14 protein-coding genes and 1 pseudogene are annotated in these 17,316 nt (G+C 49.8%); 4 read left to right on the top strand and 11 right to left on the bottom strand.

From position 1 onward, the window contains the following. Nucleotides 1–547: hypothetical protein (locus tag OB13_RS07145; protein ID WP_461489468.1), on the bottom strand; the 547-nt coding region annotated here is incomplete at its 3' end. Continuing rightward, nucleotides 547–1,674: a tRNA 2-thiouridine(34) synthase MnmA gene (gene mnmA, locus OB13_RS07140; RefSeq protein WP_461489467.1), complete on the bottom strand. Its 1,128-nt coding sequence runs from the start codon at nt 1,672–1,674 to the stop codon at nt 547–549. The genes mnmA and OB13_RS07145, both read right to left, overlap by 1 nt. A 238-nt stretch (nt 1,675–1,912) precedes the next feature. Between mnmA and trpF the strand changes: the two genes are divergently transcribed. Then, entirely contained in the window at nt 1,913–2,536 is a 624-nt protein-coding gene (gene trpF / locus OB13_RS07135) for a phosphoribosylanthranilate isomerase (protein ID WP_461489466.1), read from the top strand. A 222-nt stretch (nt 2,537–2,758) separates the two neighbouring features. Here trpF and trmB read toward each other — a convergent pair whose 3' ends face one another. The 9 genes from trmB to holA all read right to left on the bottom strand — a co-directional run bounded on the left by trmB (nt 2,759) and on the right by holA (nt 14,052). Continuing rightward, nucleotides 2,759–3,412: a tRNA (guanosine(46)-N7)-methyltransferase TrmB gene (trmB, locus tag OB13_RS07130; RefSeq protein ID WP_461489465.1), complete on the bottom strand. Its 654-nt coding sequence runs from the start codon at nt 3,410–3,412 to the stop codon at nt 2,759–2,761. A 5-nt stretch (nt 3,413–3,417) separates the two neighbouring features. Further along, nucleotides 3,418–4,665: a bifunctional folylpolyglutamate synthase/dihydrofolate synthase gene (locus OB13_RS07125; RefSeq protein WP_461489464.1), complete on the bottom strand. Its 1,248-nt coding sequence runs from the start codon at nt 4,663–4,665 to the stop codon at nt 3,418–3,420. Nucleotides 4,666–4,725: 60 nt separating this feature from the next. Beyond that, the gene (locus tag OB13_RS07120; protein ID WP_461489463.1) at nt 4,726–5,643 is read right to left on the bottom strand and encodes a hypothetical protein; all 918 of its coding nucleotides are present in this window, start codon (nt 5,641–5,643) and stop codon (nt 4,726–4,728) included. A 14-nt stretch (nt 5,644–5,657) separates the two neighbouring features. Beyond that, nucleotides 5,658–6,056 (bottom strand): ExbD/TolR family protein, encoded by a 399-nt coding sequence (locus OB13_RS07115; RefSeq protein ID WP_461489462.1) that lies wholly within the window; start codon nt 6,054–6,056, stop codon nt 5,658–5,660. Nucleotides 6,057–6,058: 2 nt separating this feature from the next. After that, the gene (locus OB13_RS07110) at nt 6,059–6,763 is read right to left on the bottom strand and encodes a MotA/TolQ/ExbB proton channel family protein (RefSeq protein WP_461489461.1); all 705 of its coding nucleotides are present in this window, start codon (nt 6,761–6,763) and stop codon (nt 6,059–6,061) included. A gap of 1 nt (nt 6,764) precedes the next feature. Continuing rightward, nucleotides 6,765–7,931 (bottom strand): HU domain-containing protein, encoded by a 1,167-nt coding sequence (locus tag OB13_RS07105; protein ID WP_461489460.1) that lies wholly within the window; start codon nt 7,929–7,931, stop codon nt 6,765–6,767. A 6-nt stretch (nt 7,932–7,937) separates the two neighbouring features. Beyond that, nucleotides 7,938–9,626 carry a hypothetical protein gene (locus OB13_RS07100; protein ID WP_461489459.1) on the bottom strand — a complete coding sequence of 563 codons (1,689 nt, stop codon included), beginning with the start codon at nt 9,624–9,626 and terminating at the stop codon, nt 7,938–7,940. Between the two features lie 33 nt (nt 9,627–9,659). Further along, nucleotides 9,660–12,770, bottom strand: coding sequence for a tetratricopeptide repeat protein (locus tag OB13_RS07095; RefSeq protein WP_461489458.1), 3,111 nt, complete (start codon nt 12,768–12,770; stop codon nt 9,660–9,662). Nucleotides 12,771–13,002: 232 nt separating this feature from the next. Further along, complete coding sequence (gene holA, locus OB13_RS07090) at nt 13,003–14,052, bottom strand: DNA polymerase III subunit delta (protein WP_461489457.1); 1,050 nt, start codon at nt 14,050–14,052, stop codon at nt 13,003–13,005. A 225-nt stretch (nt 14,053–14,277) separates the two neighbouring features. Between holA and OB13_RS07085 the strand changes: the two genes are divergently transcribed. From OB13_RS07085 to OB13_RS07075, 3 genes and pseudogenes are all read left to right on the top strand, one after another. Further along, nucleotides 14,278–14,994, top strand: a complete 717-nt coding sequence (locus OB13_RS07085) for a 3'-5' exonuclease (protein ID WP_461489456.1) — start codon at nt 14,278–14,280, stop codon at nt 14,992–14,994. Next, nucleotides 14,987–16,891, top strand: coding sequence for a DUF294 nucleotidyltransferase-like domain-containing protein (locus OB13_RS07080; protein WP_461489455.1), 1,905 nt, complete (start codon nt 14,987–14,989; stop codon nt 16,889–16,891). Before OB13_RS07085 ends, OB13_RS07080 begins: the two co-directional genes overlap by 8 nt. A gap of 120 nt (nt 16,892–17,011) precedes the next feature. Continuing rightward, nucleotides 17,012–17,316, top strand: a pseudogene (locus OB13_RS07075) (membrane or secreted protein); the annotation flags it as partial.

Here is a 17,316-nt window from a genome sequence, read left to right as displayed (position 1 = left end):
GCTCACTCTGGACAACTGTGACCGTTTTAGCATACTTCTGACCGTTAACTTCATAAGCATTCCCGACTTTCTGGTAATAATAATGCTCTTTCTTAGCAGGCAAACTTGTGGAGGTTCCTCCAGTGGTCCGGTTATTATAGGCATCACCGACCCAAGAAGCACCTTCCTTTACAGGAAACACCAACTTCACATATTTGTTGTTGTCCTGCGTTTGCAGTACCATTTTGTCTGTTTTAGCGACCACCATGACTGAATCATCCACCCAGGATTGGATCTCGCCAGCCCGCACCGACCGAACGATCTTGTAAACGAGCTGATTGGTCTGGTCATAAAAACTGGTATCTACCCGCTCACGCATCTGAAAACGGTTCGTATCGCCCTCATTACTCCTGAACCTGATGTCCGTTACTTCATAGATACGGTAATTCCCCACTTCAAGCGGAAAGTAATCATACCCCATTGCAGTTGGGTCCGGGTCTTTATACTTGTTCTCACAACCAGCCATAAAGCCAGCCAGCACAACCAAAAGCAACAGGGCTTTTCTCATTATTGCAGCACGTTCAGGTTATAATCTGAATTATAGTTTGATTCGATCCAGCCGCCGCCTACTACGTCGTTGCCTTCGTAGAAAACAGCTGCCTGCCCTGGGGCAATGGCATGCACGCCGCTCAGGAAATGGACCTTCATTTTGTCTCCTTCCTGCTCCACAATAGCCTCCGTACCGGCATCGTTATACCGGACTTTGGTAACCGTAGGTATAGGTTGGTCGATCAGGTTATCATACTTCACCATGTTCAGCTTTCCTACGGTCATGGCATTCTTGGCCAGGTCTTCGTAGTTGCCCAGTATCACACGGTTGGTGTCTTTTTCGATGCGGGTCACATAAGCCGGGAAGCCAAGTGCTATGCCCAGCCCCTTGCGTTGACCTATCGTGTAGAACGGATACCCTTCGTGCTTGCCGACCACAGTGCCATCTTCGAGCGCAAATTCACCGCCAGCTACCTGCTCTTCGAGACCCTCTATCCGGCGCTTCAGGAAGCCGCGGTAATCGTTATCCGGTATAAAGCAGATCTCATAGGATTCCGGCTTGTTTACCAGTTCCGTGAAGCCACGGTCCATGGCCATCTGGCGTATTTCTGTTTTTCGCAGGCCTCCCAATGGGAAAATGGTGCGGCTCAGGCTCTGTTGCGAAATGCCCCAAAGCGCGTACGACTGGTCTTTGCTTTCATCCAATCCTTTGGAGATCACATACCTGCCATTTTCTTCACGGATGTTGGCATAATGCCCCGTCGCGATAAATTCACAACCAAGCTGATCCGCACGGCGCAGCAGGGCATCCCATTTGATGTGGGTATTGCACAATACACAGGGGTTCGGTGTGCGACCTGCTATATATTCATCGGTGAAATGGTTGATCACAAAATCACCAAACTCCTCCCGGATATCAATGATATAATGCGGGAAACCCAGTTGTACGGCAATATTACGGGCGTCATTAATAGAGTCCAGGCTGCAGCAGCCGGTCTCCTTCTTGCTGGCGCCGCTGGAGGCATAATCCCAGGTTTTCATGGTCATGCCAACAACTTCATATCCCTGCTCATGCAGCATCACAGCCGCTACCGAACTGTCAATACCGCCGCTCATTGCTACCAATACTCTTCCTAACTTACTCATCTATTTATTAAAATGTAAGTACGATTCAATATAAACTTTCTACAAAGATAGTAACATCAGCCCAGTAATAAAGATTCAGCCTTCAAATATTGACTGACTCCGTTGTTGCCTCCTCTGCCCCAGAAGGCCAGCACATAAAAAAAAGACAAAAAAAATGGCATCATACCCATTTTGGGGCTTACTTTGAAGCTTCTAATTAAAAACCAAACCTCCGGGTTTATTTAAACTATAGATTACTATGGGCTTACGTACCTCAGTGATAGTAAACGGTATAAACAATTTGAGCGACGCGCGTTACTGCGCCGGCATGGGCGTGGACATCATCAGCTTTAACCTGAAGCTCGATGCGGCAGACCGTATGCCTTCCGAAACTTTAAAAGAGATTGTAGGTTGGGTATCGGGTGTCAAGCTGGCCGGTGAGTTTGAGCGGGCCAAGCCAGATATCATCAACCAGTACGCTGATGAGTTTGGCTTGCACTACATTCAGTTGGACACCCCCTACCTGATCGACGAAATTGAAGAGATTAACCGGCCTGTCATCCAGAAGGTGTTCATCAACAAAGATACGGTCGAAAGTGAGCTGCTGGAAATGATGGAGCTCTACGGCCCTTCCGTAGACAGTTTCCTTCTCTATTCCACTGATTTCAACTCCATTGACGATACGAACACTAAATTCCTGCACAACCTGGCCAGGAAGTTCCCGATCTTTGTTGGTTTCGGGGTTCACCGCGAAAACATCAACACAATCCTGAAAGAAGTCAAGCCAGCGGGAATCGGGCTTCGCGGAGGCCATGAGATCAAACCAGGCCTGAAAGACTTTGACGAGCTGCAGGAAATCTTCGAAGAAATAGAGGAAAATTAGAGAGTTTTGGAGTTAGAGAGTTTAGATGTTAAAAGGATTTTCTCTACACTTCGTTACTTCGTAGAATTCTGAAAAGCTGTATTGAAGCACTGGCCACTTCCTACTCTATTGAACCGAAATCGCTTCCTAATTGCCTGAACAGCATTACGGAAGAGCAACAAAGAAACAGCCCGCTATACCTGAGGTATAGCGGGCTGTTTCTTTTGCGTACAGGTATGGCGGCTATACCTTGAACTGCAGGTATTTGATGGTGATGCCTTCCTCCAGGTAGCGCTTCTCATACGTGGTATAGATCCCCATCGTGTGCTCCTGCAGATCCGATTGGTATAAATCGGCTGTAGCCAAAAGTCCCTTAACCTGGCGTTCCTGCAGCACTTCCAGCGTATATTCAAACAGCATCTGGTTGTCTGTCTTGAGGTGCACAATACCGCCGGGCTTGAGAATTTTTTTGTACAGCTCCAGGAAACGCGGGGAAGTCAGGCGGCGCTTGATGTCACGGTCCTTGGGCCGCGGATCCGGGAACGTGACCCAGATCTCGTCCACTTCCCCTTCGGCAAAGTTCTCGTCGATGCTCTCGATGAACGTCCGCAGGAAAGCCACATTCTCCAGTTCTTCCTCCTGGGCCATGGTACTGCCTTTCCAGATGCGGGCTCCTTTGATATCGGCCCCGATAAAGTTCTTTTCCGGAAAAAGGCGTGCCATACCTACGGTATATTCGCCACGCCCGCAACCGATCTCCAGTACCAGCGGATTCGCATTCTCGAAAAAATCCTCCCGCCACTTACCGGCCAGTTGTCCATAATATTCATCACCGGCTTCCACCACATTCTCCCGTTCGGCTATGGCGGCGAACTTTTCTAGTTTTGATCTTCCCATTTAATTTATAGTTCTTCAATCTCTGCGACCACAAAGGTACTACCTCCGATAAAAATAACCTCATCGGGCGCAGCTTTTTGCCGGGCAGCCTCTATGGCTTCTGTTACAGTCGCAAAGGCATGTCCCTGCAAGCCAACTTCTGCCGCTTTCTCCAGCAATTCAGCAACTGGCAAGGCCCGTGGTATGTGTGCCTGACAAAAATAATAGCGGTATTGTTTGGGCAGGAGTTGCAGAATAGAAGTCACATCTTTGTCATTGACTGCACCAAAAACCAGGTGTACCTGCTTTGGGTTCAGCGACTGCAATTGTGCAAGTATTTGTTTTATGCCATCTACATTATGACCTGTATCACAAATGGTTAAAGGGTTCTGGCTTATTACCTGCCACCGGCCCTTAAGCCCGGTTAAACCTTTGGCATGACCTATACCTTCCCGTATCGCTTTTTCTGACAAGGTATAGCCTCTCTCCTGCAGCAACGTCAATGTCTGCAGCACGCCCGGCAGGTTGTATTGTTGGTAGCTACCTGCCAGATCTATTTCAAGTGCCTTCAACCAGAGTTGCCCCTCCCGGTATACCTCAAATACCTGCCCTTCCAGATCTTGCTCCAATAGTTTTACCTGTATATGGTCGGTAGCGAAGTAAAGGGGGGCCTGCTCCTGCTTTGCCTTTTGCTCGAAAACATGGGCAATGTCAGGTTGTTTCGTACTGATCACGGCCGGCGTGTGCGGCTTTATGATACCTGCTTTTTCACCCGCTATCGCCTCCAGCGTATCTCCCAGCAGGTTTTGATGATCCAACCCGATGTTGGTGATGAGCGATACCTCCGGCTGAATGATATTGGTAGAGTCCAGCCTGCCCCCGAGCCCCACTTCAATAACGGCTACATCCACCTGCTGATCGGCAAAATATCGGAAAGCCAGGGCCACCGTCATTTCGAAAAAGGAAGGTTGTACCTGCTCAAATAAGCTTTTATGCTCCTCTACAAAACGGATCAGGTAATCCTGTGGCAGTTCTTTGCCATCCACCCGAATGCGCTCTGTGAAGGATTTGAGATGCGGAGATGTATAAAGGCCGGTCCGGTAGCCGGCGCTCTGAAGCACAGCGGCCAGCATGTGGGAGCTGCTGCCTTTGCCGTTGGTACCCGCCACATGCACAGACTTAAACTGATGCTGCGGCTGCCCCAGCGCATCGCAAAGCGCTATGATGTTGTCCAGGCTCTTCTTAAAAGCAGCATTGCCGATGCGTTGAAACATCGGCAATTGCTGGTATAAATAATCAAGACACTCCTGATAGGTCATGAAATCAAATTGAATTTATCTGGATCGGATCACAAAAGTCACCGTGCCGGTTGCTCCTGTTGTGCTTCTGCCGCCTCCTGTTCTGCTGAAAGTAGTTCGCTGTAGCTGGTCCTTGTACCACTTCTCTACGTGGGGAGATACGGTACTCTCCAGACGCTCTACTGCGATCAGGTTGCCATCTGCGTCAATACGGATACGGAACTTTATAAAACCGGTCTCATTGTCGTAAGGGTCACGCTTTGGCGACACGTCGTAGCGCCATCCGGCCATATCCAGGCCGTCTCCGCCGCCACCGCCACCGGGCTTGCCCATCATGGCTTTCGCATCCAGTGTGCCGGCCGGATCACCTTTGTCCCCTACTTTGTTGGCATCATCGCCGTTATTGTTGCCGGTAGCTTCGTTGGAAGTACCGCTTTTGCCGGTACCGGTGTTATCCGTCGGTTTACCCGGGTAGAGCGAACGGGGCTTTTCAGGCTCCTTCTTTACAACTTCTTTCGGTTGTTCCGCTGGCTTCTTTACTTCCTCTTCCTTGGGTTGTGGTTTAGGCTGAGGCTTCACTGTCTCCTTCACAGAAACCGGAGCGTCGGCTGTTGTGGTCACCACCTTGGGGGTCTCTACCGGGGTTGGCGGAGTTGGCGTAGCAGCAGCAACAGGTTTGGGCTCAGGAAGTGGATCTGGCTGAGTGGGCGCAGGTTTACTATCCTGCACATTTTTCGACTCATTGGGAGTAGCCTTGGACTGGACATCCCCGCTTCCGACGGCGTCCATTCCAAAGTTCAGTTCAATGCCCATCTCCTCATCCGGCTCTCCGGGAGCTCCGTTCCATGCCAACAGGAAGAACAGAAGCAACAAGATAACCGCATGCAGGATAATGCTTATACCCGCCGCAATCTTCTTGTTCTTTTCTTCTTCCTTTGAAAGTGTTAACTCCATTTCTATTCTTTCTCCTATTGCTCTGAAGGCACGGTGGCCAACGTAACCTTCGCGTTCAGGGTGGTGGCGACACTCGCTACATTCACCAGATACTCTACCGGTACACTCTTGTCCACATGCAACACCACCACACCATCATCTGTTCCCTGCAAAAGTGCTGCCAACCGTGGTTCCAGTTCAGCCAGGGTAACCTGATTTTCATTCAAGTAATACTTTAAGTCCGGTGTGATTGTCACGCTTATCTTTTGTATGACAGCGGTAGTGGCCTTGCTGGTAGGCAAACTCACCGGCATACCGGTAGGTGCCACCAGGTTGGAGGTAAGCATGAAAAAGATGAGCAGCAAGAAAATGATGTCAGTCATGGACGACATGCTAAACTCCGCACTGATCCTGTTTTTTGAGCGTAAATTCATGCTTACAGTTGTGGTTCTTGTAACAGATCAATAAACTCGATAGCAGAATACTCCATACCGTGCACGATGTTGTCAGTCTTGGTTATCAGGTAGTTATACCCAACATAGGCCGGAAGACCAATGATCAGACCCGTTGCCGTTGTTACCATCGCTTCGTAGATACCGCCTGAGAGCAACTTTGGGCTGATAGTACCTTCTGCCTGCGCAATCGCGATGAAGGCCTGAATCATACCTGTCACTGTGCCCAGGAAACCCAGCATAGGAGCCGCACCCGCTATAGTTGCCAGGGAAGCCAGGTTTCTCTCCAGCTTGCTGATTTCAATCTTTCCTACGTTCTCGATGGAAGTCTCTATGTTCTTGAGTGGATTACCGATCCGGCTGATCCCTTTGGCCAGCATTCGGGCCACCGGTGTGTTTGTCTGGGCACAAAGCATTTTGGCTCCGTTGATATCACCAGCCAGCACCATACTCTTGATGCGGTCGTTAAAGCCTTCCGGATTCTTGGCCGCCTTTTTTAACGTCAGGTAGCGCTCAAAGAAAATGTAAACCGCAGCAAGCGAGAGCAAGGCCAGCGGAATCATGGCCCAACCGCCCGCCATGGCTAAATCAAGCAAAGAAACAGCACTGGTGGCTCCTTCAGCCCCCTCTGCAAGTGCAACTGTTGTGTCAGCAGGGGTAGTTGTGATTTGTAATAAGAGAGATGTCATGTTAATTATTAAATACCCAAATGTTTTCTCCGAATGATTGTCTTAATGTTTTAACTGCAGCCTGCGCCTCTTCAGGTGTAGCATAATCTGCAATAGAGACTTTAAATATTCTGCCGCCACGGCCTGGCTCCAGTACTTTTGCCTCATGGCCCAGTTCTGCTATTTCCTGGCGGCTATACTCGGCATTGTTCATCCGGGCGTAGCCTCCTGAAATAATGTAAAAGCGGCCGTCTTTGCCGTTGATCGTTGTCACAGGCGCCTTAACTTCCGGCGTAGCAGCTTCAGTATCTGTTTTGGTTACCAGTTCTTCTTTAGTAGTAACGTCCTCTTCAGCAGCATATTGAACGGCACCCGCTAAAGTTTCACTTGCTACTTCAGCCTCTACAACCGTTTCCTCGCTTACTAGTTCGGTTTCCATCCCACTTTCAGAAGGCATTCCCGGTAGCAGGTTTTCATACGCCTTGGCACGCTCTTCTTCTGTTGCGGGCAAATAATCGGCTGTATACAGCTCTTTGTAACGGCTATCCTCAGCCTGCCTGTCAGCACCAAAAAGGGCGATCGGACTCAGGCTACTGATCGTGTAATCTGTCTGAAGCGACAACATGTACAGACCTGCCCCAACCAGCCCGGTCAGAGCAAGACCGGCAGCTACATTGTACACGCGCTTCAGGCGCCTGCTCAACGGCTGCTTCACGGTGGCAGGTTCCGCATGGCGCTCCTTCAACAGCGTACGCAGCACCGCAGGATCTTCCGGACGTAGCGGCCGTGCCACCAGTTCCGGCAATCCAAAGCTTGCCTCCAGCATATTGTCGGCTTCCATGTACTCAAACTCCAGCTTGCGCTCCGCATTGTAACGAAACACGCCAATGTCAGCCAGTTCAAAACGGTTTTCTCCGCTCAGCCGGACTCTGGCCTGGTGCACAAAATTCATCACCAGCTGCTTTGCTTCCTCTTTCGAGATGCTGTTGGCATGGGCTATCGTACTGATAAGCAAGCCATCGTTGAGAACCAGCTTTTCATTGAAAGCGATCTTCCTGGACGGCGGCACCAACGTATGCTTCACCGGATTGATCCTGGCGGAGACATAACGCGTTATCAATCCCCCGAATTCAGGGATGATCACGCAGTCGTGGTTATAGAGCAGAGACTTTATGTGCTTTTCTACCATAGGCACTTAGAATGAATAAGAGACTCCTCCTATCAGGTTAACGCTTTTGTTCGGGTAATTTACAAACCTTTCGTACTTCTGACCAAACAAATTATTCGCCATTAGAAAAGCAGTAAATCTGTTGGAAAACTTGTAGTCTGCTTTCAGGTTGAGATCGATGATCGAGTCCGTCTCCTGAAGCACAGAAGTTCCGTCCAGGCGATGGATCTGCCCGAATGAACTCCCAATATAGTAAAGTTCTGAATTAAACAGAATCTTGTCGTAGAAGTTATAGGTGGCAAAAACACTCGCCATGAGCTCCGGACGGTGGAACGCATGCTCTAAGCTGGCTGTGCTATATTTATTATAATCAGCCTTTAATCCTACGCGTACTTCATCCGAATAATTGAATACTGCCTCTGCATAAAGATTAAAAACATTTGTCACGCCATCGTCATACACCAGATCAAACTTGGTGGAGTCGCTGGCAGAGTTGTTGTAGAAGTACATGTTGCGGAAATTCTGGTAGGCAACACGTCCTGTGAGGTGCACCAGGTTGGCAATGTTGGCGGACATACCGCCATATACCTCCAGTCCTTTGTTCTGATCAGCTACTCGCACGTTTTGTGCCAGGTACGGATTCTCCTGAGTCAGCTGATATAAAGTAACCCTTTCCAGATCGCCTCCTATACCTGCGTAAACCAGGAACTTATCTTTAACTGGCTCCAGTCCGATGCGCACCATCGGGTAGACATTGAACTTGCGCGCATCATTCACGGTGTCGCCGGTATGGGCAATGTTGGCACCTATGGAAATCTTCATGGCATTCAACTGACGCTCGTAGGTTGGTTGCAGCTTGAATAAGGTGCGGCTTACGGAAGCCGAGTCTTTGTGCGACACCAGCGACAGGTCCGCATCCACACGGAAAGCAGAAACTTCATCGATGCCATACTCGCTGTTCAGTTTAAAGGCGACATTCGTCTCGCGCATGTCATACTTGTCGTTGAGGTAGTTCACGTTCAGGCCTGCCCGGTAGAGCAGCGGCGCGCCGGAAGTCTGGTTGTGCAGATAACCTTCGGCATTGACGCGGTTGAATACCTGGCTGATCGTGTCTTTGTCCACGGGAACTTCTCTTACCGGATTATACCCATAGAAATGGTACTTATCGCGCCCATAGCCCAGCCGGCCACCGATGGTCAGGCCTTGCAGGTAACTTTCGCCGTTCACATTGATGGCTGAATTAGTTACAGCAGAGTTTCCTTTATCAACCGGTCCCCGGGCGGAAGTGATGTGGCTGACATCTGCTCCGTAAGACGCTACATCGCTGCGCTTATTATGAAAGTACCCTTTCAGGTATAGCGTACCATAGTTGCCTAGTCCGGCCTTAACATAATTGCCATACAACTTGGTCAGTTCGTCCTGCTTGATGGTGAGCACCTTCATCTGAAGATCGATATCCTGGGAAGGCAGCTTGTAATCCCCGAAGCGGTAGCGCACCGTACGATCACCGGCTTCAGGTGGAACAACGGCAAATTTCTGGTAATTACGCGAGGCGCGAGGCAACTCGATTACCCGGTTCTTTTCAACTACTACTTCCGCATCCTCCAGCTTAGCGCCTTCGCCCCAGCCAGTTGTCTGGGCAGCGGCACTGTTTAGAAAGCTATACCCGACACAAAGTACGATCGCGAGAGAGGCTTTTTTAAATTTATTCTTCATGGTGATGTTTCTGTTCAGCGTAATCTGAATGAATTACTTGTTATTTCCTCCCTTTAGGGTATCTGCAGGCGTATTATTTTTCTGCAGCGTGTCTGCCGGAGAAATTCCTTTCTGTAAGGTATCACCCGGGGCGCTGTCTCCGCCACCCATTTTCGCCAGCTTTTGCTTCGCCTCTTCCACAATCTCTTTCTCAGGAGAGTTCTCAATGATGGAGTTCAGTGTGGCACGCGCCTGGAACATTTCGTTCTGGGCCGCATAGTTGTCAGCAATTACCAGGAATGATTTCCCCAGCCAGTAATCGTAACTGGAGAACTTCGTATTAAAATCATAGGCAGCATCCACAGACTCTTTGTATTTCTTCTGCTTGAAGAGAATTTCAGCTACAAGGTATTGCGCTTCCGCGCCATTTTCGTCTGCAGCAGCTTTGGAAGCTTCGCGGAACTCAGTCAGCGCCTGCTCCAGATTGCCCTCAGCATACGTTGACTTTGCTTTGTATAACATGGCCGTATTATAGGCCTGAAGTGCAGCGTTTCCCTGGCTGATGAGTTCGTTGGCAATACGCTTGGAAGATGCGAAGTCGTTGGTGAGGAAGTGACTCTTCATCAAACCAGTCAGTGCTGTTTGCTGCTCCCGGCGGTTGCTGGCCAGGTCTCGTAGACGGGTATAATATTTGATCGCTTCGCTGTAGTTCTTCTGCTCAAACTCCACATCGGCCACTTTCTGGATAGCGCGGTTCACATAATCCGACTTGTTTTCAGATACAACTTCTTTCATTCGCTGCAGACCTGCCGTAAAGTTGCGCTCCCGCAGGTAGGAATCAGCCAGAAAATATTTGGCGTCATTTACGAACGGGCTCTTTGGATACGTACTCAGGTATTTTTCTAGCTTGGCTATCGCCTCTTTATACTTTTCGTTGAAGTATAAGGTCTTAGAAGCTTCAAATTCAATGCTTTCCAGCGCATTGCTTTCCGGATTGGCAGCTTTGAATTTGCCTGCATACTCATCAAATTCGTTGCTGCGGTTCTGGGCGGCCAGTACTTCCTGCAGGCTGTAAAGTGAGCCGCTGGCAGATCTGGAATTCGGGAATTCATCCAGTACGCGCTTGTAATCCTGGGCTGCTTCGGCATGTTTACCGAGGTTCGCGTAAGCTATACCTCGTTTCTCGAGGGCATTCGGAACAAGCTTGCTTTGCGGCTGATTCTGGATCAGGGAAGTAAAGCCTGCTACAGCCGGCTGGTAACTTCCCGATTCAAAGTCGATCAATGCACGCTGATACAGGGCAGCATCGGCATACCGGGACTTCGGATACTGGGTGGCTACCATCTGCAGGTTCTGTTTTGCCTGCTCTTTGTTACCACTTAAACTCTGTACCAGTCCTTTCTGGAAGTATACATAATCCTTGTCTGGAGAATTGGAGGCCAGCACTTTGTCATACAGGCCCAGGGCCTGGCTATACTGCTTGTTCACATAATGCAAGTCCGCCAGACGCAGCAAGGCATCAAAATGGTTCGGATCGCTGGCATTGGTACCCTCCACATAGGCTTTGAAATGCGGCATGGCCTTGTCATACTCCTTGGAGTTATAGTAGGCGTAGCCGATGCCGTAGCGTGACTTCATGTAGTACTCAGACTTGCGGGCCTCACTGTTGCGGAACACAGCGGCATAGCTGTTGATGGCATCGTTGAAGCGCTGCCCAATGGAATAAGCTTCGCCTTTCACAAAATGACTGGCGGCCGTTATTTCCTTGTCATACGGGTACTGCAGCGACTTTTCGAGCATAGCAACAGCCGCCGGGAATTTGGCTTCGTTGAACAGGTTCACCCCGTGATGGTAGGTTACACGCTGGTAAGTCTGCAATATGCGGTAACTCTTGGTGGGCATACTTTCGATGTGCCGTATAGCCTCCGGGTAGTTGTTGGAGTTGAAATAAGCCTCGCTCAGCAGGTTGTCTGCCTCAGCGCTCTGCTCTGAATCCGGGAAATCTTTGTTGAAGGTCTGCAGCGAGCCCAGCACTTCACGGAAGTTACCCAACTCATAGCTTACCTGCGCATACTTGAGCGTAGCGGCTTCGGTGATGTCTTTGTCGTGGTCGTTTTTGCGGGCCTGGTCAAAGGCGGTCAGGGCAAACTGCTTGTTGTTCTCGCGCAGGTAGCTCAGGCCCAGGTAATAGGCCGCGTTTTGCCCCAGGGCATCCTTCTTCAGCGCTACTTCCTTGAAGTTAGCGATCGCATTTTTATAGTTACCGTTCTTGTAGTCTGTGAAAGCGATCTTATATTGTACCACCGGCTCGAGCTTGCGCTTACCCTGGGCAAACTGGCTGAAATACTTCTCCGCCGTTTTATATTCGGCGCGCTGGTAATACGCATCTGCTACCAACAAGGCGATTTCGTCCGCTTGCTGCACCTTGGGGGTTTTGGCAAGGGCTGCTTCCCCGTAGCGGATCACCTCAAACACGTCGTTCTCTTTGTAAAGAATTTCCGTGATCATGTACGGCACGATCTGCGCGTAGGCTTCATTTTTTTCGGCGATCAGCAGGTCTGCCTTGGCCGCGGCATAATCGCCGTTGCGGTAAGAGATGTAACCGGAATAATAATTGGACGCGTAAGCAAAGCGGTGATCGTCCTCCCGGAAACCGGTTGTCTTGTTTTTATCAAACCAGATTTTGGCGTTAGCGAAGTCTTTGGTAGCAAAATAAGAATAGCCGAGTTTAAATTCCAGCTCTTTGTTCTGCTTGATGCTCAGCAAATGGGTAGGAGCCTTCTCCAGCAGTTCCACCGCTTTCTTATAATCTTTGTTTTCGAAGTAGTACAAACCCAGCTCATAATTGGCCAGGGCTGTTTTCGGGTGCGCGGGATACTTGCTCGAGAAGTTGAGGATAAGCTGTTCGGCATCCGGGTGCAGCAGGTAGAGACCACTCAGGGCATAATAATATTGGGCATCCGCTGTTTTGGCATCATCCCCGATCAGTTTGATGTACTTACGGAATGCTTCCTGGGCTGCCCCATACTTGGCACGGTCAAACAACTCCACGCCTTCCTGGAAATACTTTTCTTCTGAGGTGAAAACCGAGGTGTGTTGTGCCACAGCCACGTGGCTTCCCCCAGCCAGTACCGATGCAAGCGCTACTTTATAGGCTATCTTCATATTATTCAGTTTTGCTCCTGGAGGAGCCCATCTTGTGTCTTATTCGAAGGACCGAAGGTATTTAGTCCCGTTATGTGCTACAGGCGATTTGCCCCAGTCAAAGTTAAATAAAAATTGACAACCCACCGTACCTCAGGCAAGAAACCTGCACGCACCTTCACGTAATTTCTACTTGCTGCTTATACAATGCGGGAGCTGCAGCAAATATTGTACAGCAATCCGAAAATCACTATTAATGAAATGTTAAAGTTCTGGGAACCGGATGCAGGATCTTGAAAACCAGCTCTTTTAATATTTCTGATTCGCTCATATCGCCACCCGTAATGCCCTTCACCTGCAGGTCGGCCACCCGGATGTGGTGGAGAATGTCAACTACCCGCCCCAGCGGAAAAACACGCAGGGCGTGGAGGTATTCCTTCACTAGGAAGCCCCGGTTACCAAGGCTCTTCCGCACCCCTGACTCCGATTTATCAGCCGACTGGTGCAGGCAAAGGAGTTTGGTAAAGAAAGAGAACAGCAGGCTCAGATTAGGTATAAGCGGATTGTTCTTGGGGTTGGCCTCAAAATATAGGATGATCCGGTTCGCCTTTAGGGCGTCCTGCGCGATCAGGGCCGACTGCAGCTCAAAGATGTTATACTCCTTGCTGATGCCCACATTCTCCTGCACCACACGCTCGTCGATCATCTGTCCCGGCTTTAGGTTAATGAGCAACTTATCAATCTCATTGGCCTGACGGGATAGGTCCGCGCCAATAAACTCGCTCAGCAACATGACTGCTTTGGGACTAATCTGCAAACCTTTCGATTTGACATAGCTGTTGATCCAGGCAGGCACCTGGTTCTCGTACAATTTTTTGGTCGTGAGTAAGACCGAATGCTTTTGAACTACCTTGCCCAGGGACTTGCGGCCATCGAGGGACTTGTGCTTGTGGCAGAAAACCAGGATCGTAGAGGGCAGCGGGTGCTGCAGGTAGGCCTCCAGTTGCTTCATCCCCTCCTCCTTCTCCAGGTCCAGAATACTCTGGGCTTCCTTTACGATGACCACCTGCCGCTCCGACATCATCGGAAAACGCTTGGCCTGCAGCAGTACGGTCGCCACATCCACATCCTTCCCATAGACCACCACCTGGTTAAAACCTTTCTCGTGCTCCTGCAGTGCATGGGCTTCAATGTAATCCGCAATCAGGTCAATGTAGTACGGCTCTTCGCCCTGCAGAAAGTAGACTGGCGCAAACTGCCGCTGCTTGAGCTGCTCTAAAATGCCTTCGGGGGTGTGCGACATGGTCGTGTTCTAGGTATAGCGGTAAGAGGAACGGGTAGAAAGTATAAGGTAAGCCTTTTTAGCTCCATTATCCTACAAATTTAAGGCATCGGTGGCAAAATGAAAGAAGAATTTCAATATTTGCCCCTCGACCTGCTTCAGGTATAGCTGGCGCCTTATTCGGGATGCTACATAATAATTTAACTCGCATTTGTTGATCAGGCCATATATGCTGACATTTAACGTGTGAAGGAATACCTGCTGTTTGTGGACACTGAAACGTCCGGTCTACCCAAAGACTGGAGCAAACCCTATTCGACCCCGGGTAGCTGGCCACACGTCGTGCAGGTGGCGTGGGTGCTGTACACCCGCGAAGGGGAAAAGCTCAAAGAAGAAAACTATTACATCCGGGCCTCAGACTACGAGGTAAGCCCGGCTTCACAGCACATCCACGGGCTGAGCGATGATTTCTTACGGGAAAACGGAGAAGACCGAAATGCAGTCATGCAGCTCCTCCATGCCGACCTGATCCGATACCAGCCCCTGGTGGTCGGACACTTTATGCAGCTCGACTACCACATGCTGGGGCTAAGCTTTTACAGGTCCGGACTCGACAATCCATTAACTAAGCTCCCTAATTTCTGCACCATGCGGGCTACGTCGCATTTTATCCGGGAGTCGCGCCACAGAAATCTGCGACTGGGCGAGCTATACCTGCGGCTTTTCCGGACACCCCTGCAGAATGAACACAATGCCCTCTCTGATGCAAGCGCTACCGCCTTATGCTTCTTCGAACTCTGGAGAAAAGGGGATATCGACGAGAAAACCGTCCGGCAGCTGCAAGTATCAGCCGGAGAGGCAGCAACTACAAAAGGGAACTGGAAAAGTAAAACAACCTACCTGCTGGGAACCTTACTCGCTTTTTTTCTCATCTTTTTACTAACATACTGGCTACATGCGTGATCAGTTGGAATTCCTTAAAACCGTAAAGCCCTTTGACTTACTTCCCGAGGAAGTGCTACAGGGAGTGGCAGAGCTGCTGCAGGAAGTCACTTATACCAAAGAGTCTATCCTATACCTGCAGGATGTCTCCAAGATGCGGGGCGTTGATATCATCGTGGAAGGTGAATACGAGGCTTTCTTCTATGACAGTGAACAGAACAAAAGGCTGATAGCGCATTACAACAGCGGGTATTGCTATGGAGGCTCCTCTATCCTGCTCAACCGGAAAAAATCGATCCGGACCGTAATTGCTAAAAAAGGGACGGTTGTCTATACCCTGCACCGGAAAGAGTTCATCGCGCTCTGCCAGGCCTACGAAGGCTTCTTCCATTACTTTACTGCTGATTATGGCAGAAAAATGCTGGACGAAGAGTATGCGCATTTCGTCAGGCCGACCAGTGCTGCTGCCGAGAACTACATTGCCGCAGACCAGCTCTACTCCCGCAGGATAGAGACTGTTGAACCGCGTGAGATTGTGGCCTGCAGCGTTGATACGCCCATACACGAGGCTGCCAAAATCATGGTATGGCATAAGATCAGCTGCCTTTTTGTGAAAAATGAGCAGGATACGATCATCGGGTATGTGACGGATCTCACGCTGCGCAACAATGTGGTGGCACAGCAGGTGGATGTGAACCGACCCGTACAGGAAGTGATGGACCAACCCATTATCTTCATCAACAACCAGGCGTACGTCTATGAAGCCATCCTGCTGATGTTCCAGACCCATGCCCGATATATCCTGATCGAAAAAAATGACGCTTATACCGGGTTCATCAGCCGGAACAAGTTGTTGGGTAGCCTGGCGCAGTCCCCTTTCATGTTTATCCAGTCCGTAAAGCTGTCGCGCTCGGTGCAGGAACTGCGGCAAAAATGGCAGAAAGTACCCAGTATAGTATACCAGCTGCTGAATCGGGGCGTCAAGTCTGAGATTGTCAACCAGGTCATTACCACCGTGTCAGATACCATCGCCGTCCGTGTGATCGAAGGCGTGATACAGGAAATGGGGCCTCCGCCTGCCAGATTTGTCTTCATGGTGCTGGGTAGTGAAGGCCGCCAGGAGCAAACGCTTAAAACAGACCAGGACAATGCCATCATTTATGAAGACAAAGCCAACGAACAACGCGAAATAGTCCGGGAGTATTTTCTCAATTTTGCCGCGCTCGTTTCCGAACGGCTTGATCATATTGGATTTAGCTTTTGTGAGGGGGGCTTTATGGCCAAAAATCCTAAATGGACCCACTCCCTCTCGCACTGGAAACGCAATTACCAGACCTGGCTCGAAGAGTCTGACCCGGAAGCTGTCCTGAAGGTGGCTACTTTCTTCGATTGCCGTTACCTGTATGGCGAAATGGCGATCATGGATGAACTCAAAGCATTCCTGCACGAGGAGCTGAAGACTCCGCATCACCGGTTTCTGCATCGCATGGCTGAAAATGCCCTGCAGTACGAACCCCCGCTTACTTTTTTTAACAACATCCGCACCTTCAGCAAAGGGTCGCAGCAGGTATTCAACCTGAAGAAAACCATGTCCCCGATTGTGGATCTGGTCCGTGCCTATGCTCTGAAGAACCGGATATTCAAGACCAACACCGGAGAGCGGCTGGAAGCCCTCACTGCACAGGGCGTATTTACCCAAAAGGAGCAGATGGAACTGCTGCAGGCGTATTATTACCTGATGGGCATGCGACTCAAAAAGCAGGCTTTCCAGATCATAGATGACAAGACAGAACCTGATAACTACATTGATCCGAAGTCGCTCACTAAAATAGAACAGGTAACACTGAAAGAAATCTTCAAAGTTATCAGTGACTTCCAGACCAAGATCAAAGTCGGCTTTATGAATTTGTTGTATTAACAGGAGCGCCGGACAAGTTCTTTCCTTAAGTACTTTATTTACTAAAAAATGGCCAGCGTTAGCGGACAGCTTGATTAGCTGCCTAAGGTACTGCCTGCACTTTATTCTAAATCTATACCTATGCCTACTTCTACCCGGAAAGGGATCCAGACTTTTTTATCGGCTGCTCTTTTGTCACTGGCTATACCTGCCTTCAGTCAAAGCCCAAAGGATGTGTATGTGGACAAGCAGGGCGTGCTGCGCTGGCAAAAAGGCAATGCCGAGGCCAGTTTCTTTGGCGTGAACTATACCGCCCCGTTTGCCTACGGTTACCGCTCCCACAAAGCCCTGGGTGCAGACCTGGAAAAAGCAATAGATCAGGATGTCTACCACATGGCCCGCCTTGGATTTGATGCCTTCCGGGTACACGTGTGGGATACCGAGAT

The sequence above is a fragment of the Pontibacter sp. HJ8 genome (assembly GCF_054824225.1).
This window is presented reverse-complemented; position numbering and strand designations above follow the sequence as displayed.

What these genes read in the sequence shown, in the direction of transcription:
- OB13_RS07125 (WP_461489464.1), bottom strand. Translation starts at nt 4,665, where the DNA reads ATGTTTCAACGCATCGGCAATGCTGCTTTTAAGAAGAGCCTGGACAAC.
- OB13_RS07100 (WP_461489459.1), bottom strand. Translation starts at nt 9,626, where the DNA reads ATGAAGAATAAATTTAAAAAAGCCTCTCTCGCGATCGTACTTTGTGTC.
- trmB (WP_461489465.1), bottom strand. Translation starts at nt 3,412, where the DNA reads ATGGGAAGATCAAAACTAGAAAAGTTCGCCGCCATAGCCGAACGGGAG.
- mnmA (WP_461489467.1), bottom strand. Translation starts at nt 1,674, where the DNA reads ATGAGTAAGTTAGGAAGAGTATTGGTAGCAATGAGCGGCGGTATTGAC.
- OB13_RS07105 (WP_461489460.1), bottom strand. Translation starts at nt 7,931, where the DNA reads ATGGTAGAAAAGCACATAAAGTCTCTGCTCTATAACCACGACTGCGTG.
- OB13_RS07120 (WP_461489463.1), bottom strand. Translation starts at nt 5,643, where the DNA reads ATGGAGTTAACACTTTCAAAGGAAGAAGAAAAGAACAAGAAGATTGCG.
- trpF (WP_461489466.1), top strand. Translation starts at nt 1,913, where the DNA reads ATGGGCTTACGTACCTCAGTGATAGTAAACGGTATAAACAATTTGAGC.
- OB13_RS07080 (WP_461489455.1), top strand. Translation starts at nt 14,987, where the DNA reads ATGCGTGATCAGTTGGAATTCCTTAAAACCGTAAAGCCCTTTGACTTA.
- OB13_RS07115 (WP_461489462.1), bottom strand. Translation starts at nt 6,056, where the DNA reads ATGAATTTACGCTCAAAAAACAGGATCAGTGCGGAGTTTAGCATGTCG.
- OB13_RS07110 (WP_461489461.1), bottom strand. Translation starts at nt 6,763, where the DNA reads ATGACATCTCTCTTATTACAAATCACAACTACCCCTGCTGACACAACA.
- OB13_RS07095 (WP_461489458.1), bottom strand. Translation starts at nt 12,770, where the DNA reads ATGAAGATAGCCTATAAAGTAGCGCTTGCATCGGTACTGGCTGGGGGA.
- holA (WP_461489457.1), bottom strand. Translation starts at nt 14,052, where the DNA reads ATGTCGCACACCCCCGAAGGCATTTTAGAGCAGCTCAAGCAGCGGCAG.